This window comes from Pseudomonadota bacterium (assembly GCA_039193195.1).
Lineage (GTDB): Bacteria > Pseudomonadota > Gammaproteobacteria > Steroidobacterales > JBCBZW01 > JBCBZW01.
The window spans coordinates 21,783-45,964 of record JBCCWS010000035.1 but is presented as its reverse complement, the minus strand read 5'-3'; the positions used below and the strand labels follow the sequence as shown (position 1 = coordinate 45,964).

Below are 24,182 nucleotides of genomic sequence, written 5' to 3'. Positions count from 1 at the left end.
CACGGCAGTGAGCGCTGCCCGCGCACCAGGAACGGTGCGTGATCAACTACTACGAGGAGAGAGATCATGCCTGTTCGTCAGAACACTCTGCCCACACTCGGCGCGCTTGCAGTTGCGGTCGTGTTGGTGCTGCTAACGGGGTGCAGCGGATCATCAGATAACGAGGAGGCCAATCTGATCGCGCCACCAGGCGCCACCAACAACGCCCCGCAGATCGCCGGAGCGCCCACGGCAACGGGTGTCCCGGAGGGCGACAGTTTCGCCTTCACCCCCACGGCCAGTGACGCGGACGGCGATACGCTGACCTTCTCGATCAGCAACGCCCCAGCTTGGGCGACCTTCGACGCCGCCACCGGGGCGCTCACCGGCACCCCGAGCACCTCCGACGCAGGCACCTACGCTGGCATCACCATCAGTGTTTCCGACGGCACCACCGACGCCGAGCTCGCCCCCTTCGACATCACCGTTTTGGACGTGACCGCGCTGACCCTGAGCGGTGTCGTCACAGACGATCCGATCCCCAATGCCAGGGTCACCGTGGGCATCGGTGTCGAGAGTTTCGAGGCGCAGGCTGACGGTGCTGGCAACTACAGCGTCTCGATTCGCATGCTCACCGATGAGATCGACTCGGACGCCTTGGTGCAGATCACGGGCCAAGGTATCGATGCCCAGTCCACAGTGGAGCTCATCAGCATGGTCGGGACGGTCGGTGACATGCTGGCCGCCGCCGCAGATGACGGCAGCTTGGGCTCGCAAGAGGAGGATCGCCTGACCGTCAGCCACTTGAGCACCGCTCGCTACCTGCTCGCCACCGATGCCAACGAAGGCATCGTGCCGAGCACTGCGGCGGAACTAGAGGACGCCGAGGCGGCGATCCCGGCCGATGAGCTGCTGGAGGTCGCAGGCATCATCAAGCTCATCGTCGAAGAGGCGCTCGTGCCCATCCCCGAGGACGCCACGACCCTGAGCGTGCTCAGCTCCCCAGAGTCGGGCGCCACCAGCATGGCGACATTGGGTGCACTGCTCGCCGCCAACGGGCTCACCGACAGTGCCGGTGAACTGCTTGCCGAGGTGCGCGCGCGCATCGACGCCGCGGTGGAGGACACACTCGAAGACGACGCCCTCAGCATCGCCTTCACCGAGGGCGCCCTGCTGGGCTCCACCGTATGGTCAGCCCCCCTGGTGCCCGGTTGGGTCCCCGTCAGCGGCAGCGTCTACGACCTCGAAGCCGACGGCACCGGTCGCACCTATGAAGCAGTTTCACTCGGCGGCGACTTCGTCCCCGAAGGCGAGGAGTACGTCATCGACACGGAGCCCTTCACCTGGATCATCGACGAGCAAGGTGATCTGGTGCTGAGCTACGAAGACAACGCCACCTCCTTCTTTGTCTTCATCGACTCCGTATCGGTTGTAGAGAGCTGGGGCTTCGACGAGTCCGTAGGTGAGTTTCTCCGTGAGGCCGAGGAAGATGGGCGCTACTTCCCCTCTCAACAAGAGGTGATCTCGACCGTCATCGAGCAACGCTCCAAGATCCTGCTGCTGTCCACGGTGCAGACCTTGGTCCGTCGCTTCGAGACCGCCACCTACTCAATCGATCCCCTGCTGACGGCGCTGGGCTGGCCCGGTGAGCTTCCCCGCGGGGACAACAGCTCGGAATTCGATTTCAACATCCGCTCCGGCAACGCCGGCAACTCCAGCGTCTCCGCGCTTGCGGGCGCCGGCGATTCGGTGCTGCTGCCCATCGTGCTCACGGCGCAGCATCCGCGCGTGGTCGGCGCCGCAGCCACCGGCTACGGTTCCGACCTCTTCACCCTGCTCGAGTCCGGTCAGACCACACCGGGCATGCTGGGTCAGGCCGTGTACAACTGGATCATCGACGGCGACCAGCTGGTCCTGTCGAACGACCAAGACACCTATCGCTACCGGGTGATCAGCGCCGTCGACGATCTGCAGCTGTACATGGTGGACATGGAGCGGGCCGACCAGCCCCTCGTACGCCAGTCCCTGTGGGGGGCAATCGCTCTTGGCGGCGCGGAGCTGTTCATCGATGACCTAGTGCAGGAGCCGCCCACGTACTGGCAGGCGGGGTTCGCCCTGCCCGACGCGCGCAACCTCGACGAGATGGGTCGGCTCGAATTCAGCCAGATATTCGGCTACCTGTTCCGCGGGGATAGCATCAACACGCGAGTCTTCACGAGCCTCTATCCGCAGTGCCTCGACGACCCAAACGATGCGTGCTACACCCAGGATATCGACTGGTCCTGGACCGTCGACGGCACCCGCATCGTGCGCACCCAACTGGGCTCGTTCTTCCGCGAACGTGATTGGGAGGTGTTGAGCTACACGCCGGGAGGCCGCGCGGTGATCCTAGAGTACGCGGTGCTGGACTTCGGGAACGGTCCGGAATGGTTCATCTTCCCGCGTCTGAACACGCAGTCCCTGGGTCGCCTCGATGACTACCCCGACGCCTGGCAAGATGCCCTAGATGAGGTTTTCGACTTCTGATGGTTGCGGCCGGCGCGGCGGTGAGAGCCGCCGCGCCGTGTGCCATCAACCTCTGCGCTTGGGGGGACTAGAGATTGACGGTAAACCGCAAGCCGATCTGACGCGGGTTATTCAAAAAGCGCAGGTTATTGCCGTTGCCCACGAGCGCCTTTACGGAGGCGTCGACGTCCAGCAGGTTCGAACCGTAGACTTCCAGAATCCACCGATCGTTGCGTGAGCGGTAATTAACACCCGCATTGAGCGTGACAAAACCCTCCTGACGCGCTTCGAACCCGCAGGCGACCGCATCGTTGCTGCCGTCGCAGATGTTGGATCCTTCCGGGCGCACGATGTCGTCTTCGTTGAAGATCGTGAGGAAGTAGTCGGACCGATAATTGGCCAGCACCTGCCAGGCAAGCTGTCCGCCGAAGGCATCGAACGCGTGCTGCAGGCGCCCGATCAGCGTCACGTCGGACACGTTAGGAAGCGTGTTACCGGCGAGATCGATATTGACCGCGGAGGGCGACTGACCAAAGTCCTGGCCGCGCACATCGGCGAGCTCACCATCTTGCGCTTCCGCATCCAGCAGCAGGGCCGTGGCGTCGAAGCTGAAGCCGCCGCCGAGGGGCACGGACGTGAAGAGCTCGGCCCCGAAAATGCGCGTGTCAGCGACGTTTTCGTTGAGCAGCGAGAGCCCACCGTCATCGCCGGTGCCACCGAACTGAATCAGCGACTGGAACACCTGATCTTCGTAGTCGTAGTAGAAGGCACTGGCGTTGAAGATCACGCGGCGATCGCCAAAGTAGAAGGCGTTCTTGGAACCGATCTCGTAGGCCGTGAGCTTTTCTGGATCGAACTCCGGCGCGATCTCTCCCAAGTTATCGTTGAAGCCGCCGGACTTGTGCGCCGTCGACACGATGGCGTAGAGCAAGTTGTCTTCACCGACGTCGAACTCCATGCCAAGGCGGAAGTCCAGGAACTCGTCTTCATAGGAGCCGACCTGCTGCACCGGTGCACCGACGACAAAGAAGCTGTGCTGACCATCGTCGGGGCAGGTTTGGGAGCCGTCGCGGTTGGTGTTCGGTGTATCGATGCAGGTGCCGTTCGGTGAGCTGCCGTCGGCGACGCCGGCGAGCTGCTGCACCAGCGTGTCATCGGCGCCGAAGGTGGCACCGTCCACCAGGAACTGGGCGGCGCTGGCGTTATCCGTCGGAGCCGTGAAGGTTGGCCGGCCTTGGAAGGTAGGTGCGAAGCCGGGCGTGCCCAGGCGCGTGGTAAAGCAGCAATTGAAGTCGAGGGAGCCAAGACCTAGGGTCCAGTTGCCGCCGATACCGAAGCGTCGCTTGTCTTCCACTGTGTAGCGAAGACCGCCCTTCACACGGAAGGCGTCGGTAACGTCGAAGGTGGCGTCGAAGTAGCCGGCAACGGAGCTCACGTCCACGTCCGGCATAGTGAACTCGACGCCGGAGAAGAACAGGCCGTTGTCGTTGGCGGACAGGAAGCCGACGGTCTGATCCTCATCGAGGTAGAAGCCACCCAAGCTCCAGCGCAAGCGGCTGTCGGCGGACGACGCCAAGCGAATCTCCTGCACCACCGCGTCGGAGGTTTGCTGCCAATAGACGTTGGAGAAGTTCTCGTAGTCGAAGCCCGCTTCCGAGATGTCGCGTCCGGGGAAGAGCGGGATGTTGCCCGCCGCGTTGGTCTGGGCGAAGTCCAGCTCGCGGAAGCTCCCCGTGTACTCGAGCGAGCCCCAGGCGAAGTCGTAGTTCAGCAGGGCCGTGAAGCCCCATTGCTCGCTGTCGAGCTCTCCCTGCACGGCGCGGTTCACAATCTCGCGTGGATTGATGTCCTCGACGCTGAACCCCGCCAGATTGGCCTGGAAGATGTTGGTGCCCGGGTAACCCGTGCCGCCCTCAGTGGTGAAGTCGGCGATGAAGTCGAGCGATAGGTTGGGAATGGGCTCCACGTGCAGGCTAAAGCGGCCCGCGAACTCATCTTCGATGCCGGCGGGATCGAGTGAGGTGTCCAGGCCCACGTTTTCGTAGTTCGATTCGCGCTCTTCGGAGAAGGCGGCAAAGCGCACGGCAGCCCGCTCACCGATCGGGGCATTGACCACGCCCACGAGCGCCCGCTGGTCGAAGGTCCCGATCTCACCGCGGAAATTGGCTGAGAGCTCCCCGAGCTGCGCCTTGTTGGTGATGATGTTGATCGTGCCGCCGGTGGAGTTGCGGCCGCGCAGCGTGCCCTGAGGCCCCTTGTTCACCTCGACCCGCTGCACATCATAGAACTGCACGCCTAGACCGCGCGGCCGAGGCACGTACACGCCGTTGATGTGCGGCGCCACGGCCGGATCACCCAGCTCGGTGTTGTTGGCCGAGCCGACGCCGCGGATGTAGATCTCGATGTTGCCTTCCTGATTGGCGATGCTCAGGCCCGGCACCACGTTGGCTAGGTTCTGCAGCTCGTTGCCAACACCATCACGGAGCAGATCCTCGCCGGAAAACGCCTGGGCTGTGCCCGCGTATTCCTGCAAGGTCTGCTCGCGCCGCTCGACGGTGACGATCACCTCCTCGATCGACGACTCGGCGGTGCCTGCCTGCTGAGCAAAGGCTGGCGACAGGGTGCTCGCCGCCACCATCAGCGCGCCTATCACGCATGTGTTCCTGGTCATTTGTCTCCCATCCCTGTCGGTTGGAAAGCGCGCCCAAAGGACGCGACTCACCGCTCCCCGTAAGTGACTGTCCGGCGCCAGCGAATTCGCCAGCTCGAGCGCATGGTGACCAAAAAAGACTTACGCTGTCATCTTGCACTGCAACCAAGAGAAAGCAGAGCCGCGAGAACATAAATTACTGAAATATATGGATATACAAACCAAATACAGAAGATACTCAGGATTTTACTAGCGCTTTATTAAGAACAATTCCAAGACAATTGTCCAACGCTGACATGATTGACAAGGTCGACACCTATCTGGGACGCTCTGCCTGCGCTGGCAAGGCTGCGCCAGCGCGGTTCAAGAACACAAACAGGGAATCACCGGGCCGATGGCTACCTCCTTGCTGCCGCTGCTCGCGGCTACCTCGATGCTCGCTTGCGACCCCGCTCTGCCCGAGAGGGACTCCCTTGTCCGAGACATCGAGCAGTGGCCCGCGCCGACTCACCACCGCTCGCTCGACCCTGCGCTAGAGGCTCGCGTGGATGCGCTGCTCGCCGAGATGTCCGTGGAGGACAGGGTGGGACAGCTGATTCAGGCCGACATCGGCTCGATCGAACCGGAGGATCTACGCGAGTATCGCCTCGGCGCCATCCTGAACGGCGGCAACTCGGCGCCGAACGACGATGTGCGGGCATCACCGGCACAGTGGCTGGCGCTCGCCGACCAGTTCTTCGCTGCCACCAACTCGCGCGAGGACGGCCGGCCGGTCATCCCGCTCCTGTGGGGCACCGACGCTGTCCACGGCCACAACAACGTGGTCGGCGCCACCGTGTTCCCGCACAACATCGGCCTCGGCGCGGCACGAGCACCAACGCTGATTCGACGCATCGGGGAGGCGACGGCGCTGGAGATCGTCGTCACGGGCCAAGAGTGGAGCTTCGCGCCCACGCTGGCAGTCGCACGTGATGATCGCTGGGGACGTACCTATGAAAGTTATTCGGAGGATCCATCGATCGTCGCCGCCTACGCCGAGGCTATGATCGAAGGCCTTCAAGGCGCGCTCAGCGACCCAAACCGCTTGCGCCGTGGGCGCGTCCTTGCCACAGCAAAGCACTTCATCGGCGACGGTGGCACCCACGAGGGCATCGACCAAGGCAACGCGATTGCCACGGAGCGCGAGCTCGCGCTAATTCATGGCGCCGGCTACCCGCGCGCGCTGGCGGCGGGCGCGGAGGTCATCATGGCCTCCTTCTCCAGCTGGCAAGGGTGCAAGGTGCATGGGTCGCGCTACCTGCTGACGAGCGTGCTCAAAGAGCGCATGGGCTTCGATGGCTTCTTGGTCGGCGATTGGAACGCCCACGCGCAGGTCGCCGGCTGCAGCCCCCAGGAGTGCCCCCACGCGATCATGGCGGGCATCGACATGTTCATGGCGCCCAACAGCTGGCGGACCCTCTACCACAGCACGCTGCGCAACGTGCGCGACGGCGAGATCACTGAGGAGCGCCTGGAGGATGCGGTGCGCCGTATCCTGCGCGTCAAGCTGCGCGCCGGCCTTTTCGAAGCGCCCAAACCCTCGGCGCGCCCGTTCGCGGGCGCCAGCGACCTGCTCGGTCACCCCGCACACCGGGCGATCGCGCGCGAGGCGGTACAGCGCTCCGCCGTTTTGCTGAAGAACAACCAGCAGGTGTTGCCGATCTCCGCGGGTTCACACGTGCTGGTGCTGGGGCCGGGTGCAGACGACATGCAGCAGCAGACTGGCGGCTGGACCCTCTCCTGGCAAGGCACCGGCAACACCCGCGAGCACTTTCCCAACGGGCAGACCATCTGGGAAGGCATCGCCGACGCAGTACGTGCTGCCGGCGGCACCGCCCAGCTCAGTCGTGATGGCACCTACGAGGGCCAACCCGACGTCGCCATCGTGGTGTACGGCGAGGCGCCCTATGCAGAGTTCCAAGGAGACCGACGTCACGTCGCGTTCGTAGATCACCACCAGATACACACAAACCTAACGAATTTAAAAGCCTCGGGAATCCCCACGGTCAGCGTGTTCCTGTCCGGACGCCCACTGTGGGTCAACCCGCATCTGAACGCGAGCGATGCCTTCGTAGCGGCGTGGCTCCCGGGTACGGAGGGAGGCGCAATCGCCGAACTGCTGCTGGCGCCCGTCGCTGGCGCACGGACCCTCGACTTCACGGGCAGGCTGTCCTTCTCCTGGCCCGCCACGCCCTGGCAAACCACGGTCAACCGCGGCGACACGCCCTACGAGCCCCTGTTCGCCTTCGGCTACGGCCTCAGCCTCGACGATGCGGTCACCGTGCCCCCGTTGGACGAGGCCGATGGAGCCCGCATTGAACAGCTGGATGCCGGGCGCGAGTTCCTGGTGCGCGGCACGGCGGTGGCACCGTGGTACCTCGAACTCTACGACGCCAGCGGCAGCACCACGGCGATCGGTCACCGCGTCCAGTCGCCGGACGATGCGCTGCGCCTGCGCAGACGGGACCATCTCGCCCAGGAAGACGCCGTACAGCTCACCTGGACCGGCCGAGACGGTGGCGCGATCGCGCGCCTGGAAGGCACCACCTTAGACCTGCGCCGTGCCATCAACGGGGACATGGCCCTCAAGCTGGTGCTCGACACGCCACAGGTGCCGGCTGATGCCACGCTTGCCATTCGCTGCGCACAAACGTGCGGCAAGGCGCTGGCGCTAAGTGCATTGCTGCCGCCGGTACGCGACGGTTGGACCACCCTACTCGTGCCCCTGCGCTGCTTCGACCTCGCCGATGAGCAGGCGCAGGAGGTGAGATCGCCGCTGGAGATTCGCGCCGGTGGCGCCATGGACCTTGGGCTTCACGAAGTGGCCCTGGCCCCCATCGAAGGCGTTCTCGAGTGTCCGCCCATGAGCATCGCAGCCAACACGACCGGGCAGCGGTAGGCTCGAGGATGGTACTCAGCACCCTCGACCTCGCCGTGGTCGCCCTGTACGTATCAGGGTTGATCGCGCTCGCCACCTTCGTGTCACGGCAACCGTCCGGTGAGCGCAAGAGCAGCGAGGACTACTTCCTCGCCGGTCGCGCCCTGCCTTGGTGGGCCGTCGGCGCCTCGCTGATCGCCGCCAACATCTCCGCCGAGCAGATCATCGGCATGTCCGGCTCGGGCTACGTGGTGGGCCTGGCGATCTCTTCCTACGAGTGGATGGCTGCGGCGACACTGCTGCTGGTCGGCAAGTACGTGCTGCCGATTTTCCTTGCCCGGGGCATTCACACGATGCCCCAGTTCCTCGAGCAGCGCTTTGACGCCCGCCTGAAGTTCGTCATGTCCATCTTCTGGCTGGGCCTGTACACCTTCGTAAACCTCACCTCGGTCCTGTGGCTCGGGGCGACAGCCGTCTCCACCCTCACAGGCACCGCGCCTGCGCTGGGGCTCGTGCTGTTGGCGCTACTCGCCGTCGCCTACTCGCTCTACGGCGGTCTCAAGGCGGTGGCGCTCACGGACATCGTGCAGGTAGTGCTGCTCGTCGCAGGCGGCTTGCTGCTCACCTACCTGGCGCTGAACGAGGTGTCTGACGGCGCGGGATGGTGGTCGGGGCTCACCCGCCTCGGCGAGGCTGCGCCTGAGAAGTTCGACATGATCCTCAGCCGCGACAACCCCGAGTACATGAACCTCCCGGGGCTCGGCGTACTCATCGGCGGCATGTGGATGATGAACATCTCCTACTGGGGCTTCAACCAGTACATCATCCAGCGTGCTCTGGCCGCTAAAGACCTGCGCGAAGCGCAGCGGGGCATCGTGTTCGCCGCATTCCTGAAACTGCTCATGCCGCTGATCATCGTGGTGCCCGGCATCGCGATGTTCGTGCTTGCCCAAGACCCCAACGGTGCCTGGCAAGTAACGCGACCTGACGCTGCTTACCCCACGCTGATGGGGCTGGCGCCGAGCGGGATTCGCGGGTTGCTCTTCGCCGCGCTAGTGGCGGCTATCGTGTCATCTCTGGGATCGATGATGAACTCGATCGCAACGATCTTCACCCTCGACATCTTCCGCGCCCTGCGGCGCCACGAGGTATCCGAGGGCACTTTAGTCCGCGTCGGCCGCGGCGCTAGCCTTACGGCCTTGCTAATTGCGCTCCTGGTCGCACAACCGCTGCTTGGGAACTTTCCGCAAGCATTCCAGTACATCCAGGAGTTCACGGGATTCTTCACACCTGGTATCTGCGCCATCTTCCTGCTCGGCATGTTCTGGCCCCGGGCCACCAGCACGGGCGCCCTCGCTGGCGCCGTATCGTCGCTAGTGCTGTCACTGCTGGGCAAGATCTGGCTGCCCGAGGTGCCGTTCATGGACCGCGTGCTCTACGTGTTTGTGGCCTGCATGGCGATCATGGTGGTGCTCGGTGATCGGCGCGAGAGAAAAGATGTGGGCGCCATCGACCTTAGCGGCGTCACCTTCGCGACAGCACCCGCTTACGCGGTGGGTTCCGCTCTCGTGATCTCGATACTCACTGGGCTGTACGCGGTGTTTTGGTAAGGCGATGCGCTCACAAGCGCGATCGCCACAGCGCTCGCAACTCGCCGATTGGCGAGTCGACGCCGATCCCTCAGGCGCTGCCTTCTCGCGGAGGCTAGGGGACTCTGGCATAGTGTCGTGCGCTGTCATTTTTTGATCGGAGATGGACGTGGAAGGTCGTCAAAACGGTGAACGTAAGCGCCCTCGTAAGGCGACGATTACCGATGTCGCTTCACTCGCCGGAGTGTCGACGAAGACCGTCTCGCGTGTGCTCAACGGCGAAACCACCGTGCGTACGGAAACGCGGGACCGCATCCGCGAGGCGATGACCTTGCTACAGTATCGGCCCAACTCCCCGGGCCGCATGCTGGCCGGTCGCAAGACCTACCTCCTCGGCCTGATCTACAACGCCAACTCCAGCTACATCACGAGCATCCAAAACGGCGCGCTCAAGGCCTGCCGCAGCGAACACTACGATTTGCTGATCCATCCCTGTGCTTACACGGACCCGGCCCTGATGGGCGAGCTGCGCTATCTGATCGAGTCGCCTCGCGTCGATGGCCTGCTGTTGATCCCGCCCATCTCCGACCTGCCCGCTGTGATGGGGTTGATGGACGAGATCGACGCTCCTAACGTCGTCATCTCCCCGGCCTCGCCTACGGCGTCCGGTTGGACCGTCGGCACCAACGATCGGGAAGTGAGTGCCGGCGTGATCAAGCACCTGGCGGACCTCGGCCATGAACGCATCGCCTTCGTGCAGGCTCACCCAGACCATCTGGCGATGGCGAGCCGCTACGACGGCTTCCTAGACGGGCTGCGCAACTGCGACCTACGCGTCGACTCGCGCCTCGTGCTACGCGGTGACAACACGGCGGCGTCGGGGCTCGAGTGCGGTCGCAAGCTACTCGGCCGCAAGCGCCGGCCCACGGCTATCTTCTGTGCCAACGACCACATGGCGTCGGGCGTGATGCGCGCCGCCCATGAAGCGGGGCTGTCGATCCCGAACGACATCTCCCTGGCAGGCTTCGATGACATCCCCCTCGCAAGTCAGCTCTATCCCTCGCTGACCACCGTGCGCCAGCCGCTGCAAGAGATGGCCTGCCTGGCCGGGGAGCTGTTGATCCGACGCCTGCGAGGCGGCGAGCCAGAAGACTTTCAGCGCACGATGGACTCGCAAATCGTCGTGCGCGAGTCCACGGGACCCGCCCCCGCCGAGGACGGACCGCAGCCGTGAGCACCGCGGCCGGCGCCCCCTCGCGCCAGGTGACCCTCCCCTGGCGCGAGAAGCTCGGCTACGGCCTTGGCGATCTCGGCTTCAACCTCTACTGGACCACGATCGCCTCGTTCCTCGCTGCGTTCTACACCGACGTGTTCGGCATCAGCGCCGCCGCAGCGGGCACCATGCTGTTCGTCACCCGCATCGTCGACGCATTCACCGATCCCCTCATGGGCGCGATCGCCGACCGCACGCGCTCGCGTTGGGGCAAGTTCCGCCCCTACCTCCTGTTCGCTGCCATCCCCATGGCGGGCGCCGCGGTGCTCACCTTCACCACCCCCGCCCTCGACGACACCGGCAAACTGCTCTGGGCCTACGCCACCTACACGGTGATGATGCTGACCTACACGGTGCTGAGCACACCGTACTCGGCCCTCTCCGGCGTGATGACCGCGCGCAGCGAAGAGCGCACCACGCTTCTCAGCGTGCGCTTTCTCTTCGCCTTTACGGGCGGGGCCCTAGTGAACAAGTACACTCTGCCACTAGTGGACACCCTTGGCGCGGGCGATGCGACACTCGGCTGGCAGCGCACGATGATGCTCTACGGCACGGTAGCGGCGGTGATCTTCGCCCTCACATTTCTCAGCACCCGTGAGCGCATCACCCCGCCCACAGCACAGCACGCCAGTGCGCGGCAAGACGTTCTCGACCTGCTGGACAACGGCCCGTGGCTGATCCTCTTCGCCCTCGCCATGATCATCATGATGACGATCACGATGCGTGGGGGCTCGGCTTACTACTATTTCCACTACTACCTAGAGCGCCCGGACCTACTCCCCGACTACCTCCTGTGGCAGATGATCGCCTACGCCTGCGGCGCGCTGGCGGCCCCGGTCATGGCTCGCTACGTAGACAAGGCAAAGCTCCTCATGGGGCTCATGCTGTTGGTCGGCGCGCTCTCGATCGCCTTCTACTTCGTACCGCCTGACATGCTGTGGCTGGTGTTTTCCTTCAACATCGCAATAAGTCTGGCCCTGGGACCGAAGTCGCCGCTCACCTGGTCCATGTACGCGGACACCGCCGACTACAACGAATGGAAGAAGGGCCGGCGCGCCACAGCGATGACCTTCTCCGCCGCCACCTTTGCCCAAAAGTTAGGAGGATCGCTAGGTTCCGCCGGCATGCTTTGGATGCTCGCCGCCATCGGCTACGCCGCCAACACAGCCCAAGACGACGCATCACGCGCGGGCATCGCCCTCCTGCAGACCGCCATCCCAGGACTGTTCGCCCTGGTGGCCGTGGCGGTGACGGCCTGCTACGGTCTTAGCGGCGCGACACTTGCCCAGATCCAGGGCGACCTCGAACAGCGAGACGCTCAGCTTGATCACGCATGACCCGATCACGGGGCGAGTCAGCCTGCACTCGCCCAGCGCCATGCCGCGGGCGACGACCTTCCTGTGGAATCGCCAGCTGATCCTGCAGCTCAACTGCCGCGGGTTCGTGACAGCGCAGCACGCCCAGCCGGAGCCTAGCAAGTACTCCCACGGGCCGGCGCTGGAGGCGAGGACCTTCATGCAGCCGGAGCTGCCCTACTACGCGCACCATCCGGGCCGCTTCGTCTACATCAAGGATGAGCTGGATCGCGGGCTGTATTCCATCCCTCACGAACCCGTACGCCGACCGACAGAGTCGTTCTGCTTCTCGGCCAGTGACTCGGAGGCCTGGTGGGAAAACCGTGAGCGTGGCCTCATCACGCAGTGGCGCGTACGCCTCCCACCACAAGACGCCGTGGAGCTATGGCAACTCGACGTGCGTAACGCAGGCCCTCGCGTACGCCGGATCCAGCTCTACCCAATGTTCTCGATCGGTTACATGAGCTGGATGAGCCAAGCGGCTGCCTACGACCGGGCCTTAGGCGGCATCCTCGCGCGGTCGGTAACCCCGTACCAGCAGCTCGAAGACTACGCTCGAATCCGCCAGCTCAAAGACATGACGGTCTTGCTGCACGACACCGCCCCCGATGCCTGGGAGGCCTCGCGCGAGGCCTTCGAGGGTGAGGGCGGCATCGGGGCTCCCGACGGGGTCCAGGCGGACCGCCTGGTCAACGGCGATGCCGTGTACGAATCGCCGATCGCCGTCTTACAGTATCAACGTACGCTGGCGCCAGGGGAGACACTGACACTGCGCTTTCTTTTCGGCCCGGTGGCCGATGCGGCCGAGGCGCGAACCCTCGGCCAACGCCATTTGGGGCGAGCGCGCCCACCCTCGCCGACCGCTCCGGCCACCGCGCAACGTGGCGTGCGCCTCGATACCCCACACGGCGAGCTCGACAACTTCGTCAATCACTGGCTCGCCCGCCAGGTGCGCTACCACGGTGAGATGCACCGCTTCACCACAGACCCGCAGACTCGCAACTACCTACAGGACGCGATGGGTATGAGTTTCCTCGCGCCACGCCAGGCGGCGGAGGCGATCAAGCGTACCCTGTCCCAGCAACTTGCGGACGGCAACCTACCCGCGGGCATCACGATGAGCCGCAACGCTGAGCTGAAGTACATCAACCGTGTGCCACATACAGACTACTGCGTCTGGCTGCCATTCACCCTGCGTGCCTACTTGGACGAGAGTGGCGACACGGAGTTGCTCAGCACGTCGATCGAAGATAGCAGCGGCAGATCGGCGACCGTGTTCGATCGCGTCACTATGGCCATGCGGTGGCTGGTCGACAATTGCGACCATCGAGACCTCAGCCTGATCGCCCAGGGGGACTGGTGTGATCCGATGAACATGGTCGGCCCGCGTGGGATAGGCGTGTCCGGCTGGCTTTCGATGGCTACCGTTGCGGCGTTACGCGAATGGGGTCAGGTCGCCGTTGAGCAGGGCGATGATGCGCTCGCCAGATCCCTACGCAACCACGCAGACCGCACGGCCAGGGCGGTGCAGAAGTACCTCTGGGACGGTGAGTGGTTCGCCCGAGGTATCACCGACCAGGGCCGCACCTTCGGCACCGCGCAAGACGAGGAAGGTCGCATTTTTCTCAACGCCCAGAGCTGGGCAATCCTCGCCGACATTGCCACGGCGAGCCAAGCTGCACAGATCATCGAGGCCACGCGCCGTGAGCTCTCCACGCCGTTCGGCATGATGATGCTCGCACCTGCCTACACACGGATGCACGAGGACATCGGCCGAGTCACGCAGAAGCACCCAGGCACGGCGGAGAACGGAAGCATCTACAACCATGCGGCGGCCTTCTTCATTCGAGCGTTGTTCAGGATCGGCCGGAGCGATCTTGCCTACGGCGAGCTGCTGAAGATGCTGCCTAGCACCGGCGACGCCAGCCAGCGCCAACAGCTGCCCGTGTTCGTCCCCAACTACTACCGCGGCGCGGTCGAGCAACACCCGCGCACGGCGGGTCGCTCGAGTCAGCTCTTTCACACGGGCGCCGCAAGCTGGCTCTACCGCATCCTCATCGAAGATCTATTCGGCCTGCGCGGCTGTGCGGGCGGCCTGCGTATCGCGCCCTCGCTTCCCAAGACGTGGCAACAAGCGCGCATCGAGCGGCCCTTCCGCGGCGCCACCGTGATCGTTCACTACCAACGTCACGACGAGGTCACCCATCCCGAGATCATTACCGAGGAAGGCATCCTGCCGAGCGAGAGCTTGCTTCGCGTGCGCCCCGGGCACCGCCACCAGGTACAGGTCAAGCTGCCACCTGCCCATGGGTGAGTTACCACAGCTAATCGTCGTCATCGGCGTGAGTGGGGCCGGCAAGACGACGCTCGCCAACGCCCTAGGCAAACGTTTGAACCGCCCCGTAGTGGATGCCGACGATCTGCATCCCGCGGACAACCGGCGCAAGATGGCGGCCGGGATCCCTTTGACCGACGCGGACCGCGCACCCTGGATGCACGCCGTCTGCGAGCGCCTGAGTGCCGCCGCGCAGGCGCGTGAGTCCCTCGTGCTCGCGCACAGCGGGCTGCGCCGGCACCATCGCGCAGCGCTGCGTACGCAAGGCCTCTCAAGCGCGTTCATCCTGCTCGACGGCAGCTTCGAAGTGCTGCGCGCTCGCCTGCACAAACGTCGCGGCCACTTCATGGCCTCGACCCTGCTGCGCAGCCAGTTTCAGGCCTTTCAAGGCACGGACGATGAACCAGATGTGATTCCGATCGATCCTGCCCTGTCCACCGACTCGCAGGCCGCGGCCAGCCTGCACGCCCTCCAGCACCTGACGCAAGGTGACCCGACATGATGAAGTTCGCCTGCCTGGTGGCAGCCTTGAGCGTCGCCACACCCGCCTTCGCTGAACGCTTCGCGACGTTTGCGGACACGCCGCCAGTCATCGATGGCGTTCCCAACGACGAGGCCTGGGCCTCAACCCCGTGGTACGAGCTCGACTTCAGCATCCTCGGCACGGTCCCCGAGCCCGAGGACTTCAATGCCCGCTATCGACTCGTGTGGGATGCTGATTATCTCTACCTGCTAGCGGAAGTCACCGACGACGTTCTCATCGACGCCCATCCCAGCCCCTTCGAGAGCTACTGGAACGACGACACGCTCGAGATCTTCGTCGACGAAGACGCGAGCGGAGGCATCCACCAGTTCGACCACAGCGCATTTGCCTACCACATCGGCCTCGACAACCAGGTCGTGGACATCGGCCCCTTCCGCACCCAACGAGAGCGCCAGCGCGGCGAGCCGGTGGTCGTCTCCCTCCCCTCGCACCTCACCGCGCGCTGGCAGCGAAGCCACGCCGCCCCCTACCGCCTCTATTGGGAAGTGCAGCTGCGCCTGCACCGATACACACCCGACGCGCCTGACGCGCTGTCGCCCGCCACGCTGACGGCTGGCAAAGAGATCGGCTTCTCGGTGGCCTACTGCGACGCGGATGACGCGAGCGGCCGCCAGCACTTCATGGGCGACGTCGAGATCGAGCCGGTAAACGGTGATCGCAACCGCGCCTATATCGATGCGGATGTCTTCGGCCGCATCACCCTGCGGCACACGCCCGCGTCTTCCTCCGACGTGAGGCTGCCGTGAACCCCGATCGACGATCGCTTCTCGCGGCCGCGAGCGCCGCTGCCGGCCTGTCACTCACGACCCTCGGAAGCGAGGCCGCGCTTGCCTTGGCGCTGACACAGCCAGCATCCATCGCTGGACCCAGCGCAGCCGGCGAGCTGCTGCAGGGCGAAACGCTAGGGGATCTTGGTGCCATCGCCGCTCAGCTGATCCCCACCACCGACACCCCGGGCGCCGCCGACGTCGACGCCCATGGGGTGGTCGATCGCCTGCTGGCACGATGCCAACCGCGCGTGCGTCAGCAGCAAGTGATCCGCCTACTGCAGCAGCTAAGGGGGGCGGCCAAGGAAATCCATGGCGAAGACTCCCTGCGCCAACTATCTCCCGCCGCACAGCTCGAGCTACTACAGCGCCTAGAAAGGGCCGATCCCCCCTTTGGCGCCACGCACCGCGACGCCTGGCACTTTCTGAAGTCATTGCTCGTGTTCGCCTACTGCACCTCTGAACCCGGGGCCACCCAGCTCCTCGCCTACGATCCCCTGCCCGGCACCTACCGGGGCTCCATGCCCTATGCTGCCATGGGCAAGGGGTGGTTCAAATGAAGCTGCGCGACGCGGTCGTCGGCGAGAGCCAGGAGGTCTTCGACGCCATCGTTATCGGCTCGGGCATCACCGGCGGTTGGGCAGCGAAGGAGTTGTGCGAGCGCGGCCTCAACACGCTGCTGGTGGAGCGGGGCCGCCTAGTCGAGCACCGGCGCGACTACCCCGGCGAGGGCGTGCCGCCGTGGACCCTGGACGAGCGCGGCAAGGTCAGGCGCGCGGTCATCGATCGCGACTACGCCATCCAGAGCCAGAACTATGCCTTCACCGCCACCACCCGACACTTCTACGGCAACGATCGCGAATTGCCCTATAGCACACCAGCGGATAGGAAGTTCCTGTGGATTCGCGGCAATCAGCTCGGTGGCAAATCCCTCATGTGGGCGCGTCAATGCTATCGCTGGTCCGCGCACGATTTCTCAGCTAATGCAAACGATGGGCACGGAGCTGCCTGGCCAATTACGTACCAGGACATTGCGCCGTGGTACGCTTACGTTGAGCGCTTCATCGGCATCAGCGGCGCCGCAGACGGGCTGGAGCAGATGCCGGACAGCGTTTGCCAACCGCCCTTTGAGATGACCAAGCCGGAGCTCGCGTTCAGAAGTCGGATCGAGGCGCGCTTCCCCGACCGGCGCGTGATCATGAGTCGCGTAGCCAACCTCACCCGCCCCACGCGAGCGCAGCTAGCGCTCGGTCGCACGGCATGCCAGGCGCGCGACGAGTGCGGCCACGGATGCTCCTTTGGCGCCTACTTCTCCACGCAGAGTGCGACCTTGCCCGCGGCGCTGGCCACGTCGCGCTTGCGCATCGCCCCGCACAGCGTGGTGCACAGCCTGATCTACGACCACGCCCGACGACGCGTACGAGGGGTGCGCGTGATCGACGAGCAAACGCTGAGCGAGCGCGAGTACCACGGGCGCCTAGTCTTCCTCTGCGCCTCCACCCTCGGCTCCACCCAAGTCCTGCTCAACTCTGCCGATCGCCACTACCCCCAAGGCCTGGCCAATCGCTCGGGCGTGGTCGGTCGGTACCTGATGGACCACAACTACAACGCCTCCATGAGCGCACGCATTCCAGGCTACGAAGACGAGTACTACGCCGGACGCCGCCCCGCAGGCATCGTGCTTCCGAACATCCACTACGAGCCGAAGCGCTACGCACAAGGCTTCGCCCGCGGGTACCTACTCACGGGCGGGAGCTATCGCGAAGGATGGCAGGCGCGGGGGCAAGAGGCGGGCTTCGGTGAGGCCTTCAAGTCTCGCCTCGGTCAACCGGGCGCCTGGCGCATGCAGCTATACAGCCAAGGGGAGACGCTGCCGCGGCCGGAGAACCAGGTGACCCTGCACGGCACACGTAAAGATAGGTGGGGAGTCCCACAGCTTCACATCAGCTGCGATTGGTCCAGCAACGAGCACGCGATGATGGAGCATGCCACGCGGACCGGCGCGGCGCTGATGCGCGCCTCGGGCTACGAGGACGTCAAGACGCATATTGCCAGCAATCCCCTCGGCACGGGCGTGCACGAGACCGGCACCGCTCGCATGGGCGAGGATCCCGCCCACTCGGCCTTCAACCGCTGGAACCAGGCCCACGGAATCGACAACCTGTTTTGCACCGACGGCGCCACGTTCTGCTCGATCGCTACGCAGAACCCTTCCCTCACCATGATGGCGCTCACGGTAAGAGCCGTCGACTACGCCGTCCGGGAGATGAAAGCAGGCCGGCTCACCTGACGCTCGCAGAGTAGGGACGAAAGGCGCCCGCGCCGATCACAGCTCGTCGCGCATAGCTCGCCTCGCCGGTTGAAGGGTTCACGCACCAGCCCTCGGCGAGCGTGGGTGGCGAGCTTCAGGTTCTGGGCGCTTCGCCTATGCGTATGGCATGCTCGAGCGCGCGCCGGTACGGGTCTCGGCACAGAGACGCTCGGCTTGTCGCTAGCCCCTTTAGGCAGCCAGGTAACTCAATATGAGAACTCGTAGACCATCCGCAGGCAGCAATGCCATCGCCGCAATCGGCGCCGCGGTGAGCGTGTACGCCCCCGAGATAGGCGCCCATCAGCAGTGGCTTGTCCCAAACGTGTTTCAGGTGCCAGAGGCGCCAGCGTGGGTGAGCTTCGATCACACCTTTGGCGACCGGCGCTTTCGTCCAGGGTCCGGCCCGAGCAGCTACTACCGCTGGTGGTTCGTGGGCAGTGACGGCCTGCGCCGATCGGTGCCTGCGCTGTTCCTTGGCAAGACCCGCACCGTTGGCGAGGTGGAGCTCGAGACACCGGGTACCTACCGCCTTGAAGGTGAAGAGGCCTCGATGCCATGGACGCTCTTGAGCATCGAGGGCAAGCAGACCTGGCAACCGGGCACACGTCAGGATTTCCCGCAGGCCGCGGTCGTCCGCTCGACCGTCTACTTCAACAAGGCCGCAAGCTACGTGACGCTCGGGGCGCCATCCACGATGGCGCTCGCCCCGACCGGAGATCCCCTGGAGATCGTGTTTTCGGTCGACCCCACCGCACTGCGCGCCAAGACCGCCTTCGACGTTACGGTTCTCGCCTCCGGCGAGCCAGTATCACAACAGGCAGTGCTCTTGTACTCTGAGGATGGCTCCGCCCACGATGAAGCTGCAGTTCAGTGCGTCACCAACGGCGAGGGCGCCTGCGAGTTGACCACAGCCGCAGCAGGTCGCTACCTGCTCATCACCGAACGAACTGGGACGGAGAGCGCCGTACCTGGCACTGATGGCTACTCACACAGCGTCACCATCACCATCGAAGTGCAGGCGGCTGCCTTGCCGTAGAACCCGCACGCCGAGAAGTGGCTGAGCCAAGGCTTGCGGTGCCTCTCGATGCTTGTAGGCGAGTGAACCATGCAAAGCACGCAGTCGTGAGCCTCATCTTCGCCGACCGCGTGTTCGCCGCCGTGGGCCGCACGCACCGCGCCGGCGAAGAGTGAGCATGCCCGGCGCTGAGAGGCCCGCTAGTGCTGTGGGTGGAGGGTGTCGCGGCCATCGCCCCGGTGCCCTACGCAAGCGACTGCTCCAGCGTGTCGGTCCGCAAGGCCGACGGCACGACACAGACCCGTACCGGACACCCCCATTCTCGACGATAATGGACCGATGAGCGATCTCCTCCCATCACTTCGCGGTCGCAGCGCCTCCTCGCCACGATCACCTTGGGGGCTGTCCGCGTCAATACTGCTTACACTCCTCGCCTACGGGAACGCCATGGCCGACGACTACCTGATCACAGATTTCAGCCCCGATAGCGCTGATCTCGCCTGGTATGTGGTCAATGACAGCGTGATGGGCGGACGTAGCAAGGGAGATTTCTCCTCCGGCGCCAGCTCCTTGCTGTTCACTGGCGCCACCAACACGAACGGCGGGGGTTTCAGCTCCATCCGCACTGCCGCCCTGACCCTCGATTTGTCCGCTTACGATGGCATCTGCTTGCGCGTGCGGGGGGATGGGCGCCGCTATACGTGGCGACTGAGCACCGATGCACGGGTCTACGGCCAACCCGTCGGCTACTGGGCCGACTTCGACACTGCCGATGAGGAATGGACCACGGTGCATATCCCCTTCACCGCGTTCGTGCCGCAGTTTCGAGGCGCTCGCTTGCGCGGACCTGCCCTTGACACCTCGCGAATCCGTGGCATGGGCCTGATGATCTACGACAAGCGCGACGGCCCGTTCCGACTGACCTTGGGCAGCGTGCACGCGCACGCACCGAACGCCGGACCTTGCGCTTGAGCCTGCAGCCTCACAGTACGAACACGAAAAGAGCGAAGGGCAAGAGTAAGCAGAAGCCGGTAATGGCGACTGCCACCGCCCCCTTCCATCCGGCGACGATTGCGCTCGCCCTCTCGATCGCCTCGACGCGGCTCTCGATCCGTTCGATCTGAGCTCGCCGCTCCTGGCGTTCACTCTCGAGAAGCGCTGACTCCGGCTGCGCACGCAACTTCTCGAGCCTACGCTGCTCGGCACTTTTCGCGCCGAATCTTGCCTGCGATAGATTGGTATACGCCTGCGCCATCGGGTATACGACTGCGCCTATCGTGAGAAACCCTAGGATCACCGCAATGGGCACGCCGAGGCCCGCCTTGTCGTGCAGGTGGAACTGAATCGCGATAGCGACACCCAAGGGCACGCTCGCGATGGCGAGAAACGACAGCAGCGTGTTCCCCAACCACGCGAGGCCGAAGTGACCGTCGCTGTCGCACGGGTCGTAGGTAAGCACCGCTTGGGCGCTGCGCATCCCGGCGATTACCGACAACCCGAGACGGGCGATCAAAGCCAGCATTGGCCCGAGGGCGAGCAGAAAGAAAACCAGCGAGATGGTCCAGACCGCCCACTCACCCAGCTCCTCGCTCCACCAAATGCGATCTTCATGCTCGATAACGAAGCGCGCATTCAAGTAGGCGGCCAGCCCCAGCACTGCCATCAGCCCTAGGACTACCCATAGCCGAAGGCTCCCCCATACCTGATCGGCGTGCTGCGCCACCCGTCCCAGCTCACGTCGCGCGCGACCCGACACCACGCCGAGCACGAGGGCGCAAACTAGGGCTCCAGAAGTCAAAACATGCCCAAGCCAATCATCCTTGAAGTTCAACGGCTGATAGTCGATCGGCACATCGACCACCACCGGATGACTGAAACCAAGCAGCAGCCACGTAGCGAACGCTACGAAGGCGCCACCCAAGGCGATAGTCGGGAGGCTGCCCCACTTCTGCACGACCGTGATGGTCGATTGCTGGATCACCTTCGGTTCGTCCTCATCCCCAGGCTGAAACAACAGCTCGAGCGTATGCTCCGCCACGTCCCTAACCTCGATACTGGCCACTCCGCTGTCGTCCAGCTCGATAATTCGGGCCCCCAGGCGGACACTCATTGCCTCGCGCAGCACGTCGGGCGCCTTGAGCTCGAGGTTGATCGATTCGCCCTGCTCCACCACGCTTCGCTCCACGGTGAGCTCGGCGTGGCCGGGGGTGAGACCTCGGTTCTCGCGCCAGACCTTCAGGAAATCCTCCAAGCTGGTGCGCAGGCTCCGTTCAAACTCGTCCTCATCCTCAAAGAAGGAGGAGACCGCGTCCTTGTCGTTGAGCAGTAGCTTGCGCATATCCTCGCCCACGGCCGAGGTGGCGGGCGATTCAGGCGCCTCGAGCAGAAACAGGAGGCGAGGGAGCTGGCTGAGCTTTGCTCGCTCATACTCCATGCGCGAGTAATGGTGTTCATCAGCACTGGGACGCGACCCAGCGCTCGTCCCGGCGATCCCGACAAACACATCCGATGACTCGACTAGGTCGATGGAGTACTTGAGCGCCGATTGGGCAACGGCCTTGTTCTCCTCCATGGAAACGATCGGAAGCCCGAGCGCCTCGCATACGGCATGGGCACGTGCACGGACCCCCTCGAGCCCCTTTACGGGGCTACTGATCATCACGCGTGGCATTGGAAAATCAGACATCTCGCAGACTCAGGTAAAGGACTTCAGGCATGCGCCCACACGATCAGGGATGTTGACGGAGATACTCAATGAGTTGCTCGGGCTGATCGGTGAAGAACCCAAACGCCGGAATCGTGGCGACGTGAGCCAGCGCCTCGGGCGAGTCAACTGTGCCGCAAAGCGTATCCACGCCCCTATCGCGAAGTGCGCCGGCGAGCGCGGGTGTCGCACTTGTCCACGGATAAGCCGCTGTGGATACCGATAGGGGCTCAGTCGGGAACGCTGGCCACACGCCGGTGAGTCGCAGCAGTGCCTCGCCGAGGCGGAAGATCCTGCTACCACCCTGACCGAGCTGCCAGGTCATGAGCGCAGTCCGTGCTGATTCTTGCGCCAAGGAGATGCTCTCCAAGAGACGATGATCGAAGGACGCAAAGACTATGGGCTGTGAGTAGCCTGCGACTTGCTCGAGCACCGACGCGATCGCCCCTTCAGACGACATGGACGGCTTTAGCTCGAGTACGAGTAGCACGCTCGGCGGCAGATCTGCCACGACGTCCCCCAAGGTCACAGGATGGCGCGCCGACCGGCCGTGCGTGACTAGTACGTCACCGCCGACCGCCTGTAGATCCATCTCGGCGCCCCACCGCACCGCACGCCCCTCGAGGCGAAGATCATGATGTGTACTCGCCAGCCGCCTGACGGACGCCGCGCGCAGGGGCGAGTTCACCCGATGCACGATCATCCACAGCGGCTCACTCTGCGGCGTGCTCGGACCCGCACTTTGAAAGCGCGCTGGGCTTAGCGCTGAGCAACCACTGAGCAACCCGAGAACCCCCATCACGATTGCGCCGCGCGAACAGTGACTTACGACGATGGCGGCACTATACGAAGCGACCGAAGTCCTCCAAGTCGATGAGTTCACCGACCTTCTCGCCCATCTGCTCCAACTCCGGCATACCCTCGGTGGAGTCGAGCTTCGACACCTTTGAGGGATCAACGTTGGGCAGCCCCAGCTCGTCCAAGCCTTCCCGCGTCAACTCCACGTCATAGCGTAGGTAGAGGAAGCGACGACCCAAGTCTGTCGTGAGCGGTATCTTGCGCCCCTGTCCATCCCGCGGCATCAAATCGCTTACCTCTCGATCCAACGGTCGACCGTACTGACAGCGCCCGATGGTGCGGCAGTTCATGTCCTGTTCCACCAAGGTCTGCGCCATCACCGATTTCAGCGTGTTCGCCAAGGACTCCGCGAGGTTCGTGCCCGGCTCCTCCGCCGAGTCTCCGAGTACCGGTGCCGAGCCGGTGCCAAAGGAGACCACGAGCAGGTTCTGCTCCCCCGCCTCCCAGTTCAGATTGTAGGCAGGGTCGGTCGCCATCCGATGCATGAGAAACGCGGGATTGTTGTAGGGCGTAGTACCCCCATCGACAAAGACAAAGCTCTTGCCGCGCTCATCGACTTGAATCACTTCAGGGGGAAAGTACACGGGCGCTGCCGTGCTAGCTCGGACGATTTGATAAAGAGGAAACTTCAGGTTGCACTGACTGCTGCGCGGATCGTTGTACTTGGCGTCTGGATTGCTGCTGATCGGCCAAGCGGAATCCGTCGTCGCGTTGCGCGTGACCACGAGCAAGAGGGTCTTGAGGTCCTGCGGAAAGAGCGTAGTACGCTCGCCGAATACCTCTTGCAGCTTGCGTTGCAAATTGCCGTCGGCGTAAAGAGAGCGCCAACGCAAGAAGATGCTGCGCTTAGTGAACGCTTCCTTACCGAAGTCTCTGTAGAAGTTGAGCAACTCGGTGGCGCTCATTCCGCGGGCGATGGCGGCCGCCATGATGGCACCGGTGCTAGTCCCCCCCACGTAGTCGAAGTAGTCGCAGAGGCGAAACCCCTCGCTGCCCTCGGCGACGCGATCTGCCAGGAGCTTCTCCAGCCTAACCAACGCCTTGGCGGTCATTAGGCCCCGGATCCCCCCTCCATCGAGGGACAACATCTTGCGCGGGCCGGGCTTGGAGTATCGCTCCGCCAGAGGCCCCCATAAGGTCCTATCCAGATCGGCCATGATTAAGCTCTCCGTGTTTATTCATCCTCGCTGAGACGCAGCGCGGCGACCGGTCCCTCCATGCGCCCACGCCCCATCGTCAGGTAGTGTCTGCATACGGCCGTTTATCTCAGGGGCGGCTGCGTAGCCGCTTTGAGTAAAGTAGGCGGTATCGACAGGCGCTAAAGCGCTCTGCTTCGCCGCAGCATGCGGCGCAGGCACGGGTGCCATAACGCCGCGCTAC

The 24,182-nt window shown here is 64.1% G+C and carries 16 protein-coding genes; 12 read left to right on the top strand and 4 right to left on the bottom strand.

The window, feature by feature from the left end; genetic code table 11:
• Positions 1 to 66: 66 nt before the first annotated feature.
• A complete protein-coding gene (locus tag AAGA68_20785; GenBank protein MEM9387504.1) occupies positions 67 to 2,505 on the top strand; it encodes a putative Ig domain-containing protein in 2,439 nt (812 codons plus the stop codon).
• 67 nt (positions 2,506 to 2,572) lie between these two features.
• Here AAGA68_20785 and AAGA68_20780 read toward each other — a convergent pair whose 3' ends face one another.
• Positions 2,573 to 5,155: a TonB-dependent receptor gene (locus AAGA68_20780; GenBank protein MEM9387503.1), complete on the bottom strand. Its 2,583-nt coding sequence runs from the start codon at positions 5,153 to 5,155 to the stop codon at positions 2,573 to 2,575.
• Between the two features lie 373 nt (positions 5,156 to 5,528).
• On the opposite strand from AAGA68_20780, the gene AAGA68_20775 reads away from it, so the two are divergent.
• From AAGA68_20775 to AAGA68_20725, 11 genes are all read left to right on the top strand, one after another.
• A complete protein-coding gene (locus tag AAGA68_20775; GenBank protein MEM9387502.1) occupies positions 5,529 to 8,072 on the top strand; it encodes a glycoside hydrolase family 3 N-terminal domain-containing protein in 2,544 nt (847 codons plus the stop codon).
• Between the two features lie 8 nt (positions 8,073 to 8,080).
• Positions 8,081 to 9,661, top strand: coding sequence for a sodium/sugar symporter (locus tag AAGA68_20770; GenBank protein ID MEM9387501.1), 1,581 nt, complete (start codon positions 8,081 to 8,083; stop codon positions 9,659 to 9,661).
• Positions 9,662 to 9,809: 148 nt separating this feature from the next.
• Positions 9,810 to 10,874 carry a LacI family DNA-binding transcriptional regulator gene (locus AAGA68_20765; protein ID MEM9387500.1) on the top strand — a complete coding sequence of 355 codons (1,065 nt, stop codon included), beginning with the start codon at positions 9,810 to 9,812 and terminating at the stop codon, positions 10,872 to 10,874.
• The gene (locus tag AAGA68_20760; protein MEM9387499.1) at positions 10,871 to 12,250 is read left to right on the top strand and encodes a glycoside-pentoside-hexuronide (GPH):cation symporter; all 1,380 of its coding nucleotides are present in this window, start codon (positions 10,871 to 10,873) and stop codon (positions 12,248 to 12,250) included. Before AAGA68_20765 ends, AAGA68_20760 begins: the two co-directional genes overlap by 4 nt.
• Positions 12,237 to 14,582, top strand: a complete 2,346-nt coding sequence (locus AAGA68_20755) for a hypothetical protein (GenBank protein ID MEM9387498.1) — start codon at positions 12,237 to 12,239, stop codon at positions 14,580 to 14,582. Before AAGA68_20760 ends, AAGA68_20755 begins: the two co-directional genes overlap by 14 nt.
• A complete protein-coding gene (locus AAGA68_20750; protein ID MEM9387497.1) occupies positions 14,575 to 15,105 on the top strand; it encodes a gluconokinase, GntK/IdnK-type in 531 nt (176 codons plus the stop codon). Before AAGA68_20755 ends, AAGA68_20750 begins: the two co-directional genes overlap by 8 nt.
• A complete protein-coding gene (locus tag AAGA68_20745) occupies positions 15,102 to 15,893 on the top strand; it encodes a sugar-binding protein (GenBank protein ID MEM9387496.1) in 792 nt (263 codons plus the stop codon). The genes AAGA68_20750 and AAGA68_20745 overlap by 4 nt, the downstream gene beginning before the upstream one ends.
• Positions 15,890 to 16,474 carry a gluconate 2-dehydrogenase subunit 3 family protein gene (locus tag AAGA68_20740; protein MEM9387495.1) on the top strand — a complete coding sequence of 195 codons (585 nt, stop codon included), beginning with the start codon at positions 15,890 to 15,892 and terminating at the stop codon, positions 16,472 to 16,474. The genes AAGA68_20745 and AAGA68_20740 overlap by 4 nt, the downstream gene beginning before the upstream one ends.
• Positions 16,471 to 18,204 carry a GMC family oxidoreductase gene (locus tag AAGA68_20735; GenBank protein MEM9387494.1) on the top strand — a complete coding sequence of 578 codons (1,734 nt, stop codon included), beginning with the start codon at positions 16,471 to 16,473 and terminating at the stop codon, positions 18,202 to 18,204. Before AAGA68_20740 ends, AAGA68_20735 begins: the two co-directional genes overlap by 4 nt.
• Before the next feature lie 232 nt (positions 18,205 to 18,436).
• Complete coding sequence (locus AAGA68_20730; GenBank protein ID MEM9387493.1) at positions 18,437 to 19,261, top strand: DUF4198 domain-containing protein; 825 nt, start codon at positions 18,437 to 18,439, stop codon at positions 19,259 to 19,261.
• Positions 19,262 to 19,579: 318 nt separating this feature from the next.
• Positions 19,580 to 20,212, top strand: coding sequence for a CIA30 family protein (locus AAGA68_20725; GenBank protein MEM9387492.1), 633 nt, complete (start codon positions 19,580 to 19,582; stop codon positions 20,210 to 20,212).
• 10 nt (positions 20,213 to 20,222) lie between these two features.
• Here AAGA68_20725 and AAGA68_20720 read toward each other — a convergent pair whose 3' ends face one another.
• From AAGA68_20720 to AAGA68_20710, 3 genes are all read right to left on the bottom strand, one after another.
• Positions 20,223 to 21,926, bottom strand: a complete 1,704-nt coding sequence (locus AAGA68_20720; protein MEM9387491.1) for a DUF4062 domain-containing protein — start codon at positions 21,924 to 21,926, stop codon at positions 20,223 to 20,225.
• A gap of 43 nt (positions 21,927 to 21,969) precedes the next feature.
• A complete protein-coding gene (locus tag AAGA68_20715; GenBank protein MEM9387490.1) occupies positions 21,970 to 22,647 on the bottom strand; it encodes a hypothetical protein in 678 nt (225 codons plus the stop codon).
• Positions 22,648 to 22,786: 139 nt separating this feature from the next.
• Positions 22,787 to 23,959, bottom strand: coding sequence for a patatin-like phospholipase family protein (locus AAGA68_20710; GenBank protein MEM9387489.1), 1,173 nt, complete (start codon positions 23,957 to 23,959; stop codon positions 22,787 to 22,789).
• Positions 23,960 to 24,182 lie beyond the last annotated feature (223 nt).